A 15836-nucleotide genomic window follows, 5' to 3' on the forward strand; every position below is an offset into this window, starting at 1 on the left:
AGACACTCTAATTCGGTGCTTGCTCAAAGTGCAATGTTGTTAGAGTGGCGTTTCGATAACGCGTGGAATTTGGTTTGGGGAGACATTACCTCGGATGAGCGAGCAGTTAACGGACCAGGTCCTGGTTGAACGGGTCCAGAAGGGAGATCAGAAAGCTTTTAACCTACTGGTGGTGCGCTACCAGCATAAGGTAGCGAGTCTGGTTTCCCGCTATGTACCGTCAGGCGATGTTCCTGATGTTGTACAAGAGTCTTTTATTAAGGCCTATCGCGCGCTGGATTCATTCCGGGGGGATAGTGCTTTTTATACCTGGCTGTATCGTATTGCAGTCAATACGGCTAAGAATTATTTGGTTGCTCAGGGCCGGCGTCCGCCTTCAAGTGATGTTGACGCTATCGACGCAGAAAACTTCGAAAGTGGCGGCGCGCTGAAAGAAATTTCGAACCCTGAGAACTTAATGTTGTCAGAAGAACTGAGACAAATCGTTTTTCGCACGATCGAGTCGCTCCCGGAAGATTTACGCATGGCAATTACGTTACGGGAGCTGGATGGCCTAAGCTATGAAGAGATAGCCGCCATCATGGATTGTCCGGTCGGCACGGTTCGTTCACGAATTTTCCGTGCGCGAGAAGCCATTGATAATAAAGTTCAACCGCTTATCAGGCGTTGACGATAGCGGGATACTGGAAAAGGTATTAGGCATGCAGAAAGAAAAACTTTCCGCTTTAATGGATGGTGAAACGCTGGATAATGAGCTGCTCGATGAGTTGTCTCATTCTCCCGAAATGCAACAGACCTGGGAGAGCTATCATCTTATCCGCGACACGCTGCGCGGTGATACCAGTGAGGTTCTCCATTTCGATATCTCAGCACGCGTTATGGCGGCCATTGAGAACGAACCTGTTCTTCAGACCACGCCGCTGATTCCTGAAGCGCAGCCTGCACCTCACCAGTGGCAGAAAATGCCGTTCTGGCACAAGGTGCGTCCATGGGCCAGCCAGCTCACCCAGATGGGGGTCGCTGCGTGCGTATCGCTTGCAGTTATCGTTGGGGTCCAGCACTATAACACTCAGTCTGAAGCCAATCAGCAACCTGAAGCGCCAGTGTTTAATACGCTGCCGATGATGGGTAAAGCCAGCCCGGTTAGCCTGGGCGTACCGGCAGATGCCTCCGCAAGCGGCGGACAGCAACAGCAGGTACAGGAGCAGCGCCGTCGCATTAATGCGATGTTGCAGGATTACGAGTTGCAGCGCCGTCTGCACTCCGAGCAGCTTCAGTTTGAGCAGGCCCAAACCCAGCAGGCTGCTGTGCAGGTGCCAGGAAACCAAACTTTAGGAACGCAATCGCAGTAATGAAGCAACTTTGGTTCGCCATGTCTTTGATGGCGGGTAGCCTGTTCTTCTCTGCTAACGCCTCGGCTGATGTTTCATCCGGGGCGTTGTTGCAGCAAATGAATCTGGCCAGCCAGTCACTCAATTACGAGTTGGCATTTATCAGCATCAACAAGCAGGGTGTCGAATCGTTACGCTATCGCCACGCCCGCCTTGATAACCAGCCGCTCGCCCAGCTTTTACAGATGGATGGCCCGCGTCGGGAAGTGGTCCAGCGTGGGAACGAAATCAGCTATTTCGAGCCTGGCCTTGAGCCGTTTACGCTCAATGGTGACTACATCGTTGACTCCCTGCCGTCGCTCATTTACACCGATTTTAAACGTCTCGCCCCCTACTATGATTTTATCTCGGTGGGGCGAACGCGTATTGCCGACAGGCTGTGCGAAGTGATCCGCGTTGTTGCGCGGGATGGGACGCGTTACAGCTATATCGTCTGGATTGACGCAGAGACGAAGCTGCCGATGCGCGTTGATCTGCTCGATCGCGACGGTGAAACGCTGGAGCAGTTCCGTGTGATCTCCTTTGACGTAAACAGTCAGGTCGGCAACAGCATGCAGAATCTGGCCAAAGCCAGCCTGCCGCCTTTGCTTTCCGTGCCTGCCGGCGATTCTGTCAATTTTAACTGGGTACCATCCTGGATCCCGCAAGGGTTCAGCGAAGTTTCCAGCAGTCGTCGCCAGCTGCCTACTATCGAAACTCCGGTTGAGTCGCGACTCTATTCCGATGGGCTGTTTAGCTTCTCGGTGAATATTAATCGCGCTACGGCGAACAGTTCCGAACAGATGCTCCGTACCGGTCGCCGGACGGTCAGCACGACGGTGCGCGATAATGCGGAAATTACCATTGTCGGTGAATTACCGCCGCCAACGGCAAAACGTATTTCAGACAGCATTAAATTCAGGGCTGCGCAATGATTAAAGAGTGGGCCACGGTCGTATCTTGGCAGGATGGCGTAGCGCTTGTTAGCTGTGACGTTAAAGCATCATGCAGCAGTTGCGCTTCGCGAGCCGGTTGCGGCAGCCGCGTGTTGAATAAGCTGGGGCCGCAAACGTCGCACACTATTACTGTGCCGAGCGCTCAGCCGCTGGTGGCAGGGCAAAAAGTGGAGCTCGGCATCGCTGAAGGTAGCCTGCTCACTTCCGCCATGCTGGTTTACCTTTCTCCGCTCGCAGGCCTGTTCGTGATGGGCGGGGTTTTCCAGATGCTGTTCGGCACAGATTTGGCCGCCATGTGCGGGGCCGCGTTGGGCGGCGTGGGCGGGTTCTGGCTTGCTAAAGGCGTTTCCCCAAGGCTTGCCGCCCGGGAAGCGTGGCAGCCTGTCATCCTCAGCGTTGCACTGGCACCCGACCAACTTCGTGTTGAGACGCTCTCTTCTGAGGCCCGGTGATCTGCCGGGCTTTATTATTATTTACATCGCCATAAAGAAAACGCCGTCTCTTCGCGCTATACCTGGCTCTAAGTGCAGTTCCAGCTGACGAGGATGTAGTGTAGAATGCTGCGTTTTCGCACTGAAAAACGTCAGGCTAAGAACAGCGGCCTCCAGGAATTCGTAAGGCATAATTATTTAACTATATGAAGAACATACGTAACTTTTCGATCATTGCTCACATTGACCACGGTAAGTCGACGCTGTCTGACCGTATTATCCAGATTTGCGGTGGCCTGTCTGATCGTGAAATGGCAGCCCAGGTTCTGGACTCCATGGACCTGGAACGCGAACGCGGTATTACCATCAAAGCGCAGAGCGTGACGCTCGACTATAAAGCTTCCGATGGTGAAACCTATCAGCTGAACTTTATCGACACCCCAGGGCACGTTGACTTCTCTTATGAAGTGTCACGCTCGCTGGCGGCCTGCGAAGGCGCGCTGCTGGTGGTGGATGCCGGACAGGGCGTAGAGGCCCAGACGCTGGCAAACTGCTACACCGCCATGGAAATGGATCTCGAAGTGGTGCCGGTTCTGAATAAAATCGACCTGCCAGCCGCCGATCCTGAGCGCGTAGCGGAAGAGATTGAAGACATCGTCGGTATTGATGCGACCGATGCAGTGCGCTGCTCGGCGAAAACCGGCGTCGGTGTTCCGGATGTACTGGAACGTCTGGTGCGTGATATTCCGCCGCCGGAAGGTGACCCGGATGCGCCGCTACAGGCGCTGATCATCGACTCCTGGTTTGATAACTACCTCGGCGTTGTTTCGCTGGTGCGTATTAAAAACGGCACCATGCGTAAAGGCGACAAAATCAAGGTCATGAGCACCGGCCAGGTCTACAACGCTGACCGTCTGGGCATCTTCACGCCAAAACAGGTTGACCGTACCGAGCTGAAATGCGGCGAAGTGGGCTGGCTGGTCTGTGCCATTAAAGACATCCTCGGCGCGCCGGTGGGTGATACCCTGACCGGTGCACGTAACCCGGCAGATAAAGCGCTGCCAGGCTTCAAAAAGGTGAAACCGCAGGTTTATGCGGGTCTGTTCCCGGTCAGCTCTGACGATTACGAAAACTTCCGCGATGCGCTCGGAAAGCTGAGCCTCAACGATGCCTCCCTGTTCTACGAGCCAGAAAGCTCAACGGCGCTGGGCTTCGGCTTCCGCTGTGGCTTCCTCGGTCTGCTGCACATGGAGATCATTCAGGAACGTCTGGAGCGTGAATACGATCTGGATCTGATCACCACCGCCCCGACGGTTGTCTACGAAGTAGAAACCACGTCGAAAGAGGTGATCTACGTCGACAGCCCGTCCAAGCTCCCGCCGCTGAATAATATTCAGGAACTGCGCGAGCCTATCGCAGAGTGTCACATGCTGCTGCCGCAGGAGTTCCTCGGCAACGTGATCACCCTGTGTATTGAGAAGCGTGGCGTGCAGACCAACATGGTTTACCACGGTAACCAGGTGGCGCTGACCTATGAAATTCCGATGGCGGAAGTAGTGCTCGACTTCTTCGACCGTCTGAAGTCTACCTCCCGTGGCTATGCGTCGCTGGACTACAACTTCAAACGCTTCCAGGCCTCGAACATGGTTCGCGTGGATGTACTGATCAACGGCGAGCGTGTTGATGCCCTGGCGCTGATCACCCACAACGATAACGCACCGTACCGTGGTCGTGAGCTGGTTGAGAAGATGAAAGATCTCATCCCGCGTCAGCAGTTTGACATTGCGATTCAGGCGGCCATTGGTAACCACATCATTGCCCGTTCAACCGTGAAGCAGCTGCGTAAAAACGTTCTGGCTAAGTGCTATGGCGGCGACGTCAGCCGTAAGAAAAAGCTGTTGCAGAAGCAGAAAGAAGGTAAGAAGCGTATGAAGCAGGTCGGTAACGTTGAGCTGCCGCAGGAAGCATTCCTTGCCATCCTTCATGTTGGTAAAGACGGTAACGGTAAATAACCTTAAGGAGTTGGCATGGCGAACATGTTTGCCCTGATCCTGGTCATCGCTACCCTGGTGACAGGTCTGTTGTGGTGCCTGGATAAGTTTATCTTCGCCCCAAAACGCCGTGAACGTCAGGCTGCCGCGCAGGCAGCCACGGGCGATGCGCTGGACGCGAAAACCCTGAAAAAAGTCGGCCCAAAACCGGGCTGGCTGGAAACAGGGGCATCGGTATTCCCGGTGCTGGCGATTGTGCTGGTGGTGCGTTCTTTTATCTATGAACCGTTCCAGATCCCGTCAGGATCGATGATGCCAACGCTGCTGATCGGTGATTTCATTCTGGTTGAGAAGTTTGCCTATGGCATCAAAGATCCGATCTACCAGAAAACGCTGATCGAAACGGGTCATCCGAAACGTGGCGACATCGTGGTGTTTAAATATCCGGAAGATCCACGGCTGGATTATATTAAACGCGCGGTAGGTCTGCCGGGCGATAAAGTGACCTACGATCCGGTGGCGAAAGAGGTGACCATTCAGCCAGGCTGTAGCTCTGGAACTGCATGTGAAAATGCGCTGCCAGTCACTTACTCCAACGTTGAGCCAAGTGATTTTGTGCAGACCTTTGCCCGCCGTAACGGCGGTGAAGCGACCAGCGGATTCTTCCAGGTGCCAAAAGGTGAAACCAAAGAGAACGGTATTCGTCTGGTTGAACGGAAAGAGACGCTGGGCGATGTCACTCACCGCATTCTGACCGTGCCAATCGCACAGGATCAACTGGCAATGTACTACCAGCAGCCAGGCCAACAGCTGGCGACCTGGATTGTGCCGCCGGGACATTACTTCATGATGGGTGACAACCGCGATAACTCTGCGGACAGCCGTTACTGGGGCTTTGTGCCGGAAGCGAATCTGGTCGGTAAAGCAACCGCTATCTGGATGAGTTTTGAGAAGCAGGAAGGCGAGTGGCCGACCGGCGTTCGCCTGAATCGTATTGGCGGAATTCATTAATTTTCGTCAAAAATAACACGTAGCGGCTTTTATTCGCCGCTACGTGAATTATTTCAGCGATAAATCTCTTTGAACTAACGACATCCCCTGTCGTTGTGTATAGAATATTCCCCCGAAGTTTAAGGTTGGCCCTGCAAAGGTGCCACGGCACACGAAACCGCGTTGGTTTTCTCAGGTCGGTTTCGTGTGCTGCATTTTTGACGCATTCATTTATTGGTATCGCATGAACCCCATCGTAATTAATCGGCTTCAACGGAAGCTGGGCTACACTTTTCATCATCAGGAGTTGTTGCAACAGGCATTAACCCATCGCAGTGCCAGCAGCAAACATAATGAGCGTCTCGAGTTTTTAGGCGACTCTATTTTAAGTTTCGTGATTGCAAATGCGCTTTATCATCGTTTTCCGCGTGTGGACGAAGGTGATATGAGCCGCATGCGCGCCACGCTGGTGCGCGGCAATACCCTCGCTGAAATCGCACGCGAGTTTGAGCTGGGTGAATGTCTGCGTCTGGGGCCAGGTGAGCTGAAAAGTGGTGGTTTCCGTCGTGAATCCATCCTTGCCGATACGGTCGAGGCATTGATCGGTGGCGTGTTCCTGGACAGCGATATACAGACCGTAGAAAAGCTGATCCTGAACTGGTATCAGACCCGCCTGGACGAAATCAGCCCGGGCGATAAACAAAAAGATCCTAAAACGCGTCTGCAAGAATATTTGCAGGGTCGTCATCTGCCGCTGCCATCCTATCTGGTGGTGCAGGTACGTGGCGAAGCGCACGATCAGGAATTTACCATCCATTGCCAGGTCAGTGGCCTGAGTGAACCGGTGGTCGGCACGGGTTCAAGCCGTCGTAAGGCTGAACAGGCTGCCGCCGAACAGGCGTTAAAAATGCTGGAGCTGGAATGAGCATCGACAAAACCTATTGCGGATTTATTGCCATCGTCGGACGTCCGAACGTTGGCAAATCCACCCTGCTGAATAATCTGCTTGGGCAGAAGATTTCTATCACCTCGCGTAAGGCGCAGACCACGCGTCACCGCATCGTCGGTATCCATACTGAAGGCGCGTATCAGGCGATTTACGTCGATACCCCGGGCCTGCACATGGAAGAGAAGCGCGCCATCAACCGTCTGATGAACAAGGCGGCGAGCAGCTCCATTGGCGACGTAGAGCTGGTGATTTTCGTTGTGGAAGGCACCCGCTGGACGCCGGACGACGAAATGGTCCTGAACAAGCTGCGCGACGGCAAAACGCCGGTGATCCTTGCGGTCAATAAAGTGGACAATGTGCAGGAAAAAGCCGATCTGCTGCCGCACCTGCAATGGCTGGGCAGCCAGATGAACTTCCTGGACATCGTCCCGCTGTCTGCGGAGACGGGTCTGAACGTTGATACCATCGCGGGCATCGTGCGCAAGCATCTGCCGGAAGCGACTCATCACTTCCCTGAGGACTACATCACCGATCGCTCTCAGCGTTTTATGGCGTCTGAAATCATCCGTGAGAAGCTGATGCGTTTCCTGGGCGCTGAACTGCCGTACTCTGTGACGGTGGAGATCGAGCGTTTCCAGAGCAACGAGCGCGGCGGTTACGATATTAACGGTCTGATCCTCGTTGAGCGTGAAGGGCAGAAGAAGATGGTGATCGGTAATAAAGGTGCCAAGATCAAAACTATCGGAATCGAAGCCCGTAAAGACATGCAGGACATGTTTGAAGCACCGGTTCACCTGGAACTGTGGGTGAAAGTGAAATCTGGCTGGGCCGATGATGAGCGTGCGCTGCGCAGCCTCGGTTACGGCGAAGATCAGTAACCTAAGACGACGAGCATATGGATGGATGGCAGCGCGCCTTTGTCCTGCATAGTCGTCCCTGGAGCGAAACCAGCCTGATGCTGGACGTCTTCACGGAAGAGTCCGGTCGCGTGCGCCTTGTTGCCAAAGGCGCACGTTCCAGACGTTCTAATCTCAAAGGTGCCTTGCAGCCTTTCACCCCACTGCTGGTCCGCTTTGGCGGGCGAGGGGAAGTCAAAACCCTGCGCAGTGCTGAAGCCGTTTCCCTCGCGCTTCCTCTTTCTGGTATCACGCTCTACAGCGGTTTGTACGTCAACGAACTCATCTCACGGGTGCTTGAACATGAGACCCGCTTCTCTGAACTTTTCTTTGATTACCTGCACTGTATCCAGTCGCTCGCTGGCGCAACCGGCACTCCTGAGCCTGTGCTGCGTCGTTTCGAGCTGGCGCTGCTCGGTCACCTTGGATACGGTGTTGATTTTCTGCACTGCGCGGGGAGTGGGGACGAGGTAGAAGATACCATGACCTATCGCTATCGTGAGGAAAAGGGCTTTATTGCCAGTGTCGTCGTCGATAACAGCACCTTTACCGGGCGCCAGCTCAGAGCACTGTATGAACGCGAGTTCCCGGACGCCGACACCCTGCGTGCGGCAAAACGCTTTACCCGAATTGCGCTCAAGCCGTATCTTGGGGGCAAACCTTTAAAGAGCCGCGAATTATTCAGGCAGTTTATGCCGAAACGCTAATGTTTTACCCCTCACCCCAGCCCTCTCCCGGAGGGAGAGGGAGAAGGTAAATGAACAAAAATACCGAGGATTGTCATGGCTGAATTACTGTTAGGCGTCAACATCGATCACATTGCCACCCTGCGCAACGCGCGCGGCACGGCGTATCCGGATCCGGTTCAGGCGGCGTTTATCGCCGAGCAGGCTGGGGCGGACGGCATTACCGTCCATCTGCGTGAAGACCGTCGCCACATCACCGATCGCGACGTGCGTATCCTGCGCCAGACGCTGGATACCCGCATGAATCTGGAGATGGCAGTAACGGAAGAGATGCTGACGATTGCCTGCGATACGAAGCCGCATTTCTGCTGCCTGGTGCCGGAAAAACGACAGGAAGTGACCACCGAAGGCGGTCTGGATGTGGCCGGGCAGCTCGACAAAATGCGCGATGCCTGCAAACGCCTGGCGGATGCCGGTATCCTGGTTTCACTGTTTATCGACGCCGATTTCACCCAGATTAAAGCCGCTGCCGACGTGGGCGCGCCGTATATTGAAATTCACACCGGCTGCTATGCCGATGCTGAAAACGACGCAGCGCAGGCGAAAGAGCTGGAGCGGATCGCCAAAGCGGCAACCTACGCCGCGAGCCTGGGACTGAAGGTTAACGCCGGTCACGGCCTGACCTATCACAACGTAAAAGCCATCGCTGCCCTGCCGGAAATGCACGAGCTGAACATCGGCCACGCTATCATTGGCCGTGCGGTGATGAGCGGCCTGAAAGAAGCGGTTTCCGAGATGAAGCGCCTGATGCTGGAAGCGCGTCAGTAATGGCTATTCTGGGCTTAGGCACCGACATCGTTGAAATAGCCCGCATTGAAGCGGTGATCGCCCGGAGCGGCGATCGCCTCGCAAGACGCGTGCTGAGCGATAACGAATGGGCTATCTGGGAGGCGCATCAGCAGCCGGTGCGCTTTCTGGCAAAGCGTTTCGCGGTAAAAGAGGCGGCGGCGAAAGCGTTCGGCACGGGCATTCGTAACGGCCTGGCGTTTAACCAGTTTGAAGTGTTTAACGATGAGCTGGGTAAGCCACGTCTGCGTTTATGGGGCGAGGCGCTTAAGCTGGCGGAAAAGCTGGGCGTGGCGCACATGCACGTAACGCTTGCAGATGAACGCCACTACGCCTGTGCGACGGTGATTATCGAAGGTTAAATTTTGTCCGCATGGTGCATCAGGACAAACTTATCCCACAGCTGTTCTTCGTTCTCGACATGTGCCGGATCTTTTAAGATCGTATTGGGAATGGGGCACACCTTCTGGCAGGTCGGCGTCTCATAGTGGCCAATGCACTCGGTGCAGCGGTCGCTGTTAATCTCATAAATGCTGTCGCCCATCGAAATCGCCTCGTTCGGGCATTCGGGTTCGCACATATCGCAGTTGATGCATTTTTTGGTGATTAACAGCGCCATCAGGAAATTCTCAGAAACAACACAAACAGGGCGGGCATTATACGCTCATTCGTTGTTCAAACCAGTTTTTTTACCAGCTCTTCGCTATGCCGAATACGCTCTGGCGCACGCTCCAGATCCTGTTGAACCAGCGCCATAAACAGCAGGTCCGTCAGCATCATCTGCGCACTCGTCGACGAAATCGCCGCGCTGCGAGTGGCCTGTTCCTCGGCAATGGTATACAGGCAGCGGGTTGCCCGTTGCTGGAGCGCATTCGGGCTAAATCCGGTAATCGCCAGAATTTTTCCCCCTACGCGCAGGGCTTCGTCGGTAGCCATATTAATTTCACGCCGCTCGCCGGAATAGGAGATGGCCAGCAGTAAATCGTCAGGATCCATGGCCTGCACGGTCGCCAGCAGCGCGTGCATATCCTGTTCAACGATGGCGTTATAGCCGATTTTTGTCAGCTTCCAGCCAAAGTTACGCGCAACCAGTCCGGAGGCGCCGATCCCGGTCAACACAATACGCCGCGCGTCGCGAAGCATGGCTACGCTTTCCAGCAGCTTCTCTTCCGTGTTCACATCCAGCGTGGCATGCATTGCCGCCACGTTCTCCTTGATCAGCTTTTCGCCGACCAGACGCATCGGATCGTCGCCGCGGATCTGGTTATGCACCGGCATTGACTGCGGATTAGGGTTGCTTACCAGTGCTTCACTGATCGCCAGTTTTAGCGCCGGAAAGCCTTTATAGCCTATCTTCTGGGCAAATTTCACCACGCTCGACTGGCTCACCCCGGCTTCACCTGCCAGCTGCTGGGAGCTGAGGTGTCGCGCGCGATCGGGCTGGGAAAGTAAATAATCCGCCAGCTTTTTGTCACTCTGGGCAAACCCTGCGTAGCGCTGGCGAATACGAATTAAACAGTTCATACGGTCTCCTGGCGAAAATGTGATTACCTGCGCAAATACGAATTATGCTCGCCTGAATGAATTTTATATTCCATTATAGTGCGTTTATTATGAATTAAAAATTCCAGAGGTAAATAACATGAATCTAGGCTCTCTTGTTTCTGAAACGCGTAACCCGCAAACCATGGATCTTGATGCACTGTCCACGCTGGAGCTGGTAAACCGCTTTAATCAACAGGATACCCTCGTCGCGCTGGCAGTCAAAGAGACATTGCCCGAGGTGGCGAAAGCCGTAGACGCCGCTGCCGACGCTCTGAAAGCAGGAGGACGCATTATTTATATGGGGGCGGGTACCAGTGGGCGCCTCGGTGTGCTGGATGCCTCAGAATGTCCCCCGACATTTGGCGTTCCGCACGGTCTGGTCGTTGGCCTGATTGCCGGTGGCCCCGGCGCGCTGCTGAAAGCGGTGGAAGGGGCAGAAGACAATAAACAGCTTGGGGAAGACGATCTCAGGGCGCTGAACCTGACCGCGCAGGATCTGGTCGTCGGGCTGGCGGCTTCTGGTCGTACGCCGTACGTCATTGGTGGGCTGGAATACGCCAGACAGACGGGATGTACCACGGTGGCCATCTCCTGTAACCCGGGTTCGCCGATTGCGCAGGTGGCCGCCATTGCCATCTCTCCGGTCGTCGGGCCGGAAGCGCTCACCGGCTCCACGCGCCTGAAATCCGGAACCGCACAGAAGCTGGTGCTCAATATGATCTCCACCGGCGCGATGGTGAAATTTGGCAAGGTCTACCAAAACCTGATGGTGGATATGCAGGCCACCAACGTCAAGCTGGTGGACAGAGCCTGCCGCATGGTGATGGAAGCGACAGGCGCCAGTCGTGAAGAGGCGGAAAAGGTGCTTCAGCAGACCGATCACGATGTAAAACCCGCCATTCTGATGATATTAACCGGGCTGGATGCAGCCGCGGCCAGAGCCAGGCTTGAAGCCCATCACGGGTTTTTACGGGCGGCATTAGAACATCAATAAGAGGCGTTTATGGACAAAACAGCAGCGCTCGCCAGCGACATCCTGCTTGGGATCGGTGGGGAAAAAAATATTCAGCGTCTGGAAAACTGCATGACGCGTGTACGCGTCGAGGTGTACAACGACGAAAAGCTTGATTTAACGCGCCTGAAGCAGCTCCCCGGCGTGAGCGGGTACGTTAAACAGGGGCAACAGCACCAGCTGATTGTCGGTCCGGGCAAAGCGGCGCAGGTGGTTGATGCCATGCGCGCCCTGATGACGGGCAGTGAAACGGCTCCCACCTTTGACGACGCGGAACGCACCAAAGCGCAGGCGAAAGCCAAATACAAAGCCCCCATGAGCGATGCGCTGCGCCAGCTGGCAAACGTCTTTATTCCTCTTATCCCGGCGTTTATCGCGTCGGGGCTGATCTCCGGGATTATCAATATCCTCAAGCGTCCGGATATTGTCGGGAATTTCGCCACCCAGTATCCGAACCTGCTGGGTATTCTGGCGATTTTCGGCAGCGCGGTGTTTGCCATCATGAATATTCTGGTGGGGGTGAACACGGCCAAAGTGTTCGGCGGCTCGCTGGCGATGGGCGGCGTAATGGCGGGTATCCTCTCCAGCCCGCAGCTGGCGCAGATTACGCTGTTTGGCGAGGCGCTTCAGCCTGGCCGCGGTGGGGTGATTGCCGTGCTGCTGGTGGTCATTCTGATGTGCTGGATTGAGAAAAAGCTACGCGCGTTGCTGCCAGGCTCGATTGAACTGATCCTCAACCCGCTGCTGACCACATTGATTACCGGGAGCGTGGCGATTGTGGCGCTGCAACCGTTAGGCGGCGCGATCTCTGAAGCCATCGCCCACGGCGCGTCTCTGGCGATCGATCGCGGCGGGCTGCTGGTGGGGGCCGTGCTGTCCGGGACCTTCCTGCCGTTAGTGCTGACCGGTCTGCATCAGGGGCTGGTGCCGATTCACGTCGAACTGGTACAGGCGCACGGCTATAACGCCCTGCTGCCGATCCTGTCGATGGCGGGCGTTGGGCAGGTCGGCGCGGCCATCGCGGTGCTGATGAAAACCCGCAACGCGCGTTTAAAAAAGGTCATTAAAGGAGCGCTGCCGGTCGGGTTGCTCGGTATCGGCGAGCCGCTGATTTTCGGCGTGACCTTGCCGCTGGGTAAGCCGTTCCTGGCCGCCTGTCTCGGTGGAGCAGTGGGCGGGGCGTTAATCAGCTACTGGAAAGTGGCGACCGTCATTACCTTCGGGATCTCCGGGTTACCGCTGGCATTAACCATCGTGACCGGAAAAGTTATGCTCTATCTGTTAGGCTATCTGGTAGCGGTGATCGCCGGGTTCCTGTTTACCTGGCTGTTAGGATTCAACGACCCAGAGGAGTAAGGTTTGGCCAGTCACGAGCGTCGCGTTGTCTTTTTTGATCTGGATGGAACGCTGCATCAGCAGGATATGTTCGGCGCCTTTATGCGCTACCTGCTGCGGCGCCAGCCCCTTAACGCGTTGCTGGTATTACCCCTGTTACCCGTTATTGGCATCGCCCTGCTGGTGAAAGGCCGTGCAGCGCGCTGGCCGATGAGCCTGCTGCTCTGGGGATGCACGTTTGGTCATAGCGAAGCGCGCCTCAAGCAGCTCGAACAGGATTTTGCGCACTGGTTTCGCGGGCACGTCGCCGCGTTTCCCGTGGTACAGGCGCGCCTGACCAGCTATCTCGACGCCAATGATGCCGATATCTGGCTGATTACTGGCTCCCCGCAGACGCTGGTGGAGCAAGTCTATTTTGATACGCCCTGGCTGCCGCGCGTAAATCTTATCGCCACGCAGATCGCGCGCGGCTACGGCGGCTGGGTGCTCACCCTGCGCTGCCTCGGACATGAAAAAGTGGTGCAGCTGGAGAAACGCATCGGTACGCCGCTGCGTCTGTACAGCGGCTACAGCGACAGCAAGCAGGACAACCCGCTGCTCTATTTTTGTCAGCACCGCTGGCGCGTCACGCCTCTGGGCGAACTTCAGCAACTCGAATAGTCTTATCTGTACCGGCTGTGTATAATGCCGCCCGCTTTTCGACTGGAGTATCAGCCCTTGTCCAACCCTGAACACAATCATGAATACTGGATGCGTCATGCGCTGGCGCTGGCTCAGCGCGCCTGGGAAGAGGGCGAAGTGCCCGTGGGCGCGGTACTGGTCCATAACAATCAGGTGATTGGGGAAGGGTGGAACCGTCCGATTGGCCGTCACGATCCTACCGCGCATGCTGAAATTATGGCGCTGCGTCAGGGCGGACTGGTGCTGCAAAACTATCGTCTGCTTGATACCACCCTGTATGTCACCCTTGAGCCGTGCGTGATGTGCTCCGGGGCGATGGTGCACAGCCGAATCGGTACGCTGGTGTTTGGCGCGCGGGATGAAAAGACGGGCGCTGCTGGTTCACTGATGGACGTACTTGGGCATCCGGGGATGAACCACCAGGTGAAAACTATCGGCGGGGTACTTGCACCAGAATGTTCGGGTCTGTTAAGTGACTTTTTTCGAATGCGTCGGCAGCAGAAAAAGCAACAAAAGGCAGAATTGAAACCGCAGGGTGATTAAGCTCTTCCGGTGCGACCACCGGATAGCTTTCAGCCAGCTGTTGCGCCTCGGCCGCCTCTTTTTCTTTCTCCAGCAGATATCCCACCAGGCTTATCTGATACTTACGAATATTTTCCACGTAGGCATACGCTTCATGGCCGCGCGCATAGCCATACGTCAGCTTCTGGTACCACTGTTTCTGGCTAAGCAGCGGCAGGCGCTGTTTTACATCTGACCAACTGTCCGGGTTACCTTTGGTTTTCGCCGTCAGCGCCCGCGCGTCGAGCATATGCGCATACCCCATGTTATAGGCGGCCAGCGCAAACCAGATCCGCTCCCCTTCCGGGACCGTCTCCGGCACTTTCGCCATCATATCCTGTAAATACTGCGCGCCGCCGCTGATGCTCTGTTCCGCATCGGTCCGGTCGCTGATGCCGAGGCTCTGGGCGGTATTTTTGGTCAGCATCATCAACCCGCGCACGCCCGTGGGGGAGGTGGCCTGAGCATCCCAGTGCGATTCCTGGTAGGAAATTGCCGCCAGCAGCTTCCAGTCAATCTCCTGGGCGTACTTCTCAAACAGCGGTTGCAGGTCCGGCAGCACGCTGTCCACCGCGCGCAGGAAGGTGCGGGTGTCAACGTAATCAAAATCGTCCCCGTGACCGAGATATTTCTCTTCCAGACGCGCCAGGGTGCCGTCTTCATTGATGGAATTAAAGAAATCGAGCATGGCCGCAGAGACGGTTTGATCGTCGTCCAGCTGGGTAAACCAGGTCACCGGCTGTTCGTCGGTCACATCCAGCGCCACGGCGATTTCAGGATGAACGCGCTGGAAAAGACTGATCGCCACCGAATCAGCAATGGTATAGGCCAGCTTTTTATCTTTTACCTGCTCCAGCAATTCGGTCGTGCCGAGTTTAGGATCGACCGTCCAGCTGAGGTTAGGGTATTTTTTCTCTTTCAACGCCCGCAGATCGTCAATCACCACATGGCCTGGCGCAATGGTCAATTGCTGGTCGGTGATGTCGGCCAGTGAGCGCGGGCGCAGGCTACCCACACGATAAACCACCTGCTGCGACACGGAGTAGTAGGTCGGGCCCGGCTGATAGTTTTTGCTGCGTTCGCTGTTGTACACCAGACCTGCGGCGAGAATATCGGCACGGTCATGGTCCAAATCATCAAACAGCTGGTTGATGTTCTGCCGCACGGTAACTTTCAGCTTCACGCCCAGATAGTCCGCAAACAGCTGTGCCAGTTCGTAATCAAGACCGATGGTTTTACCGTTGATATCGTCGTAAATAAGCGGGGAGGAGAGGGTACTGACGCGCAACTCCCCCCGCTCCTGAATGGCGGCGATACGGTTTTCGGCCTTGCCGAACCAGGGGATAGACGGCCAGAGGGCCACTGCCAGCAGCAACGTAACAATGCCGATGAGCAGATAATTAATCTTTAATTTTTTCAATTAGTTAATTCTCTGCGACGCCGGTTGCCTCAGTGTGCTGTAGTCATGTTAAGAGTAGAGTTTGCCATTGATTGAGCGGCATTTTGCGCAAAGTAGCGCCAGTTGGCAACCAATTAGAGAGACAGGTCACATCTATTGTTAAACATAAAGGTTGATTTTATTTCGAC

18 protein-coding genes are annotated in these 15836 nt (G+C 55.4%); 15 read left to right on the forward strand and 3 right to left on the reverse strand.

Annotated elements, in window-relative coordinates; genetic code table 11:
• The first annotated feature begins 94 nt into the window (after positions 1 to 94).
• The 11 genes from rpoE to acpS all read left to right on the forward strand — a co-directional run bounded on the left by rpoE (position 95) and on the right by acpS (position 9477).
• Positions 95 to 670, forward strand: a complete 576-nt coding sequence (gene rpoE / locus AM329_RS00895; protein WP_006176728.1) for an RNA polymerase sigma factor RpoE — start codon at positions 95 to 97, stop codon at positions 668 to 670.
• Between the two features lie 31 nt (positions 671 to 701).
• On the forward strand, positions 702 to 1352 hold the full coding sequence (gene rseA, locus AM329_RS00900; protein WP_032609863.1) for an anti-sigma-E factor RseA: 651 nt from the start codon (positions 702 to 704) through the stop codon (positions 1350 to 1352).
• Complete coding sequence (gene rseB / locus AM329_RS00905) at positions 1352 to 2305, forward strand: sigma-E factor regulatory protein RseB (protein ID WP_003860717.1); 954 nt, start codon at positions 1352 to 1354, stop codon at positions 2303 to 2305. The genes rseA and rseB overlap by 1 nt, the downstream gene beginning before the upstream one ends.
• A complete protein-coding gene (rseC, locus tag AM329_RS00910) occupies positions 2302 to 2778 on the forward strand; it encodes a SoxR-reducing system protein RseC (RefSeq protein ID WP_003860716.1) in 477 nt (158 codons plus the stop codon). Before rseB ends, rseC begins: the two co-directional genes overlap by 4 nt.
• Positions 2779 to 2963: 185 nt before the next feature.
• On the forward strand, positions 2964 to 4769 hold the full coding sequence (gene lepA, locus AM329_RS00915; RefSeq protein ID WP_003860714.1) for a translation elongation factor 4: 1806 nt from the start codon (positions 2964 to 2966) through the stop codon (positions 4767 to 4769).
• 15 nt (positions 4770 to 4784) lie between these two features.
• Positions 4785 to 5759 (forward strand): signal peptidase I, encoded by a 975-nt coding sequence (gene lepB / locus AM329_RS00920; protein WP_003860712.1) that lies wholly within the window; start codon positions 4785 to 4787, stop codon positions 5757 to 5759.
• 223 nt (positions 5760 to 5982) lie between these two features.
• A complete protein-coding gene (gene rnc / locus AM329_RS00925) occupies positions 5983 to 6663 on the forward strand; it encodes a ribonuclease III (RefSeq protein WP_003860711.1) in 681 nt (226 codons plus the stop codon).
• Complete coding sequence (gene era, locus AM329_RS00930) at positions 6660 to 7565, forward strand: GTPase Era (protein WP_003860709.1); 906 nt, start codon at positions 6660 to 6662, stop codon at positions 7563 to 7565. The genes rnc and era overlap by 4 nt, the downstream gene beginning before the upstream one ends.
• Positions 7566 to 7582: 17 nt before the next feature.
• Positions 7583 to 8290 (forward strand): DNA repair protein RecO, encoded by a 708-nt coding sequence (recO, locus tag AM329_RS00935; RefSeq protein WP_003860708.1) that lies wholly within the window; start codon positions 7583 to 7585, stop codon positions 8288 to 8290.
• A gap of 75 nt (positions 8291 to 8365) precedes the next feature.
• Positions 8366 to 9097 (forward strand): pyridoxine 5'-phosphate synthase, encoded by a 732-nt coding sequence (gene pdxJ / locus AM329_RS00940; protein WP_003860707.1) that lies wholly within the window; start codon positions 8366 to 8368, stop codon positions 9095 to 9097.
• The gene (gene acpS / locus AM329_RS00945; protein WP_003860706.1) at positions 9097 to 9477 is read left to right on the forward strand and encodes a holo-ACP synthase; all 381 of its coding nucleotides are present in this window, start codon (positions 9097 to 9099) and stop codon (positions 9475 to 9477) included. The genes pdxJ and acpS overlap by 1 nt, the downstream gene beginning before the upstream one ends.
• On the opposite strand, the gene AM329_RS00950 is transcribed toward acpS, so the two are convergent.
• Positions 9474 to 9734 carry a YfhL family 4Fe-4S dicluster ferredoxin gene (locus AM329_RS00950; RefSeq protein WP_003860704.1) on the reverse strand — a complete coding sequence of 87 codons (261 nt, stop codon included), beginning with the start codon at positions 9732 to 9734 and terminating at the stop codon, positions 9474 to 9476. The genes acpS and AM329_RS00950 overlap by 4 nt on opposite strands.
• Before the next feature lie 56 nt (positions 9735 to 9790).
• A complete protein-coding gene (locus AM329_RS00955) occupies positions 9791 to 10639 on the reverse strand; it encodes a MurR/RpiR family transcriptional regulator (RefSeq protein ID WP_003860702.1) in 849 nt (282 codons plus the stop codon).
• A gap of 118 nt (positions 10640 to 10757) precedes the next feature.
• On the opposite strand from AM329_RS00955, the gene murQ reads away from it, so the two are divergent.
• Genes murQ through tadA form a run of 4 tightly spaced genes read left to right on the forward strand, consistent with a single transcriptional unit; the run spans position 10758 to position 14231 of the window.
• Positions 10758 to 11654 carry an N-acetylmuramic acid 6-phosphate etherase gene (gene murQ / locus AM329_RS00960; RefSeq protein WP_003860700.1) on the forward strand — a complete coding sequence of 299 codons (897 nt, stop codon included), beginning with the start codon at positions 10758 to 10760 and terminating at the stop codon, positions 11652 to 11654.
• A 9-nt stretch (positions 11655 to 11663) separates the two neighbouring features.
• A complete protein-coding gene (locus AM329_RS00965; RefSeq protein WP_032609861.1) occupies positions 11664 to 13028 on the forward strand; it encodes a PTS transporter subunit EIIC in 1365 nt (454 codons plus the stop codon).
• A gap of 3 nt (positions 13029 to 13031) precedes the next feature.
• On the forward strand, positions 13032 to 13667 hold the full coding sequence (gene yfhb, locus AM329_RS00970) for a phosphatidylglycerophosphatase C (RefSeq protein WP_032609859.1): 636 nt from the start codon (positions 13032 to 13034) through the stop codon (positions 13665 to 13667).
• 24 nt (positions 13668 to 13691) lie between these two features.
• Positions 13692 to 14231, forward strand: coding sequence for a tRNA adenosine(34) deaminase TadA (gene tadA / locus AM329_RS00975; protein WP_022651606.1), 540 nt, complete (start codon positions 13692 to 13694; stop codon positions 14229 to 14231).
• On the opposite strand, the gene mltF is transcribed toward tadA, so the two are convergent.
• Entirely contained in the window at positions 14119 to 15669 is a 1551-nt protein-coding gene (mltF, locus tag AM329_RS00980; protein WP_022651605.1) for a membrane-bound lytic murein transglycosylase MltF, read from the reverse strand. The two genes, tadA and mltF, sit on opposite strands and share 113 nt — an antisense overlap.
• Positions 15670 to 15836: the final 167 nt, after the last annotated feature.

The sequence above is a fragment of the Enterobacter cloacae complex sp. AR_0002 genome (assembly GCF_001922365.1).
Taxonomy (GTDB): Bacteria; Pseudomonadota; Gammaproteobacteria; order Enterobacterales; family Enterobacteriaceae; genus Enterobacter; species Enterobacter hormaechei_C.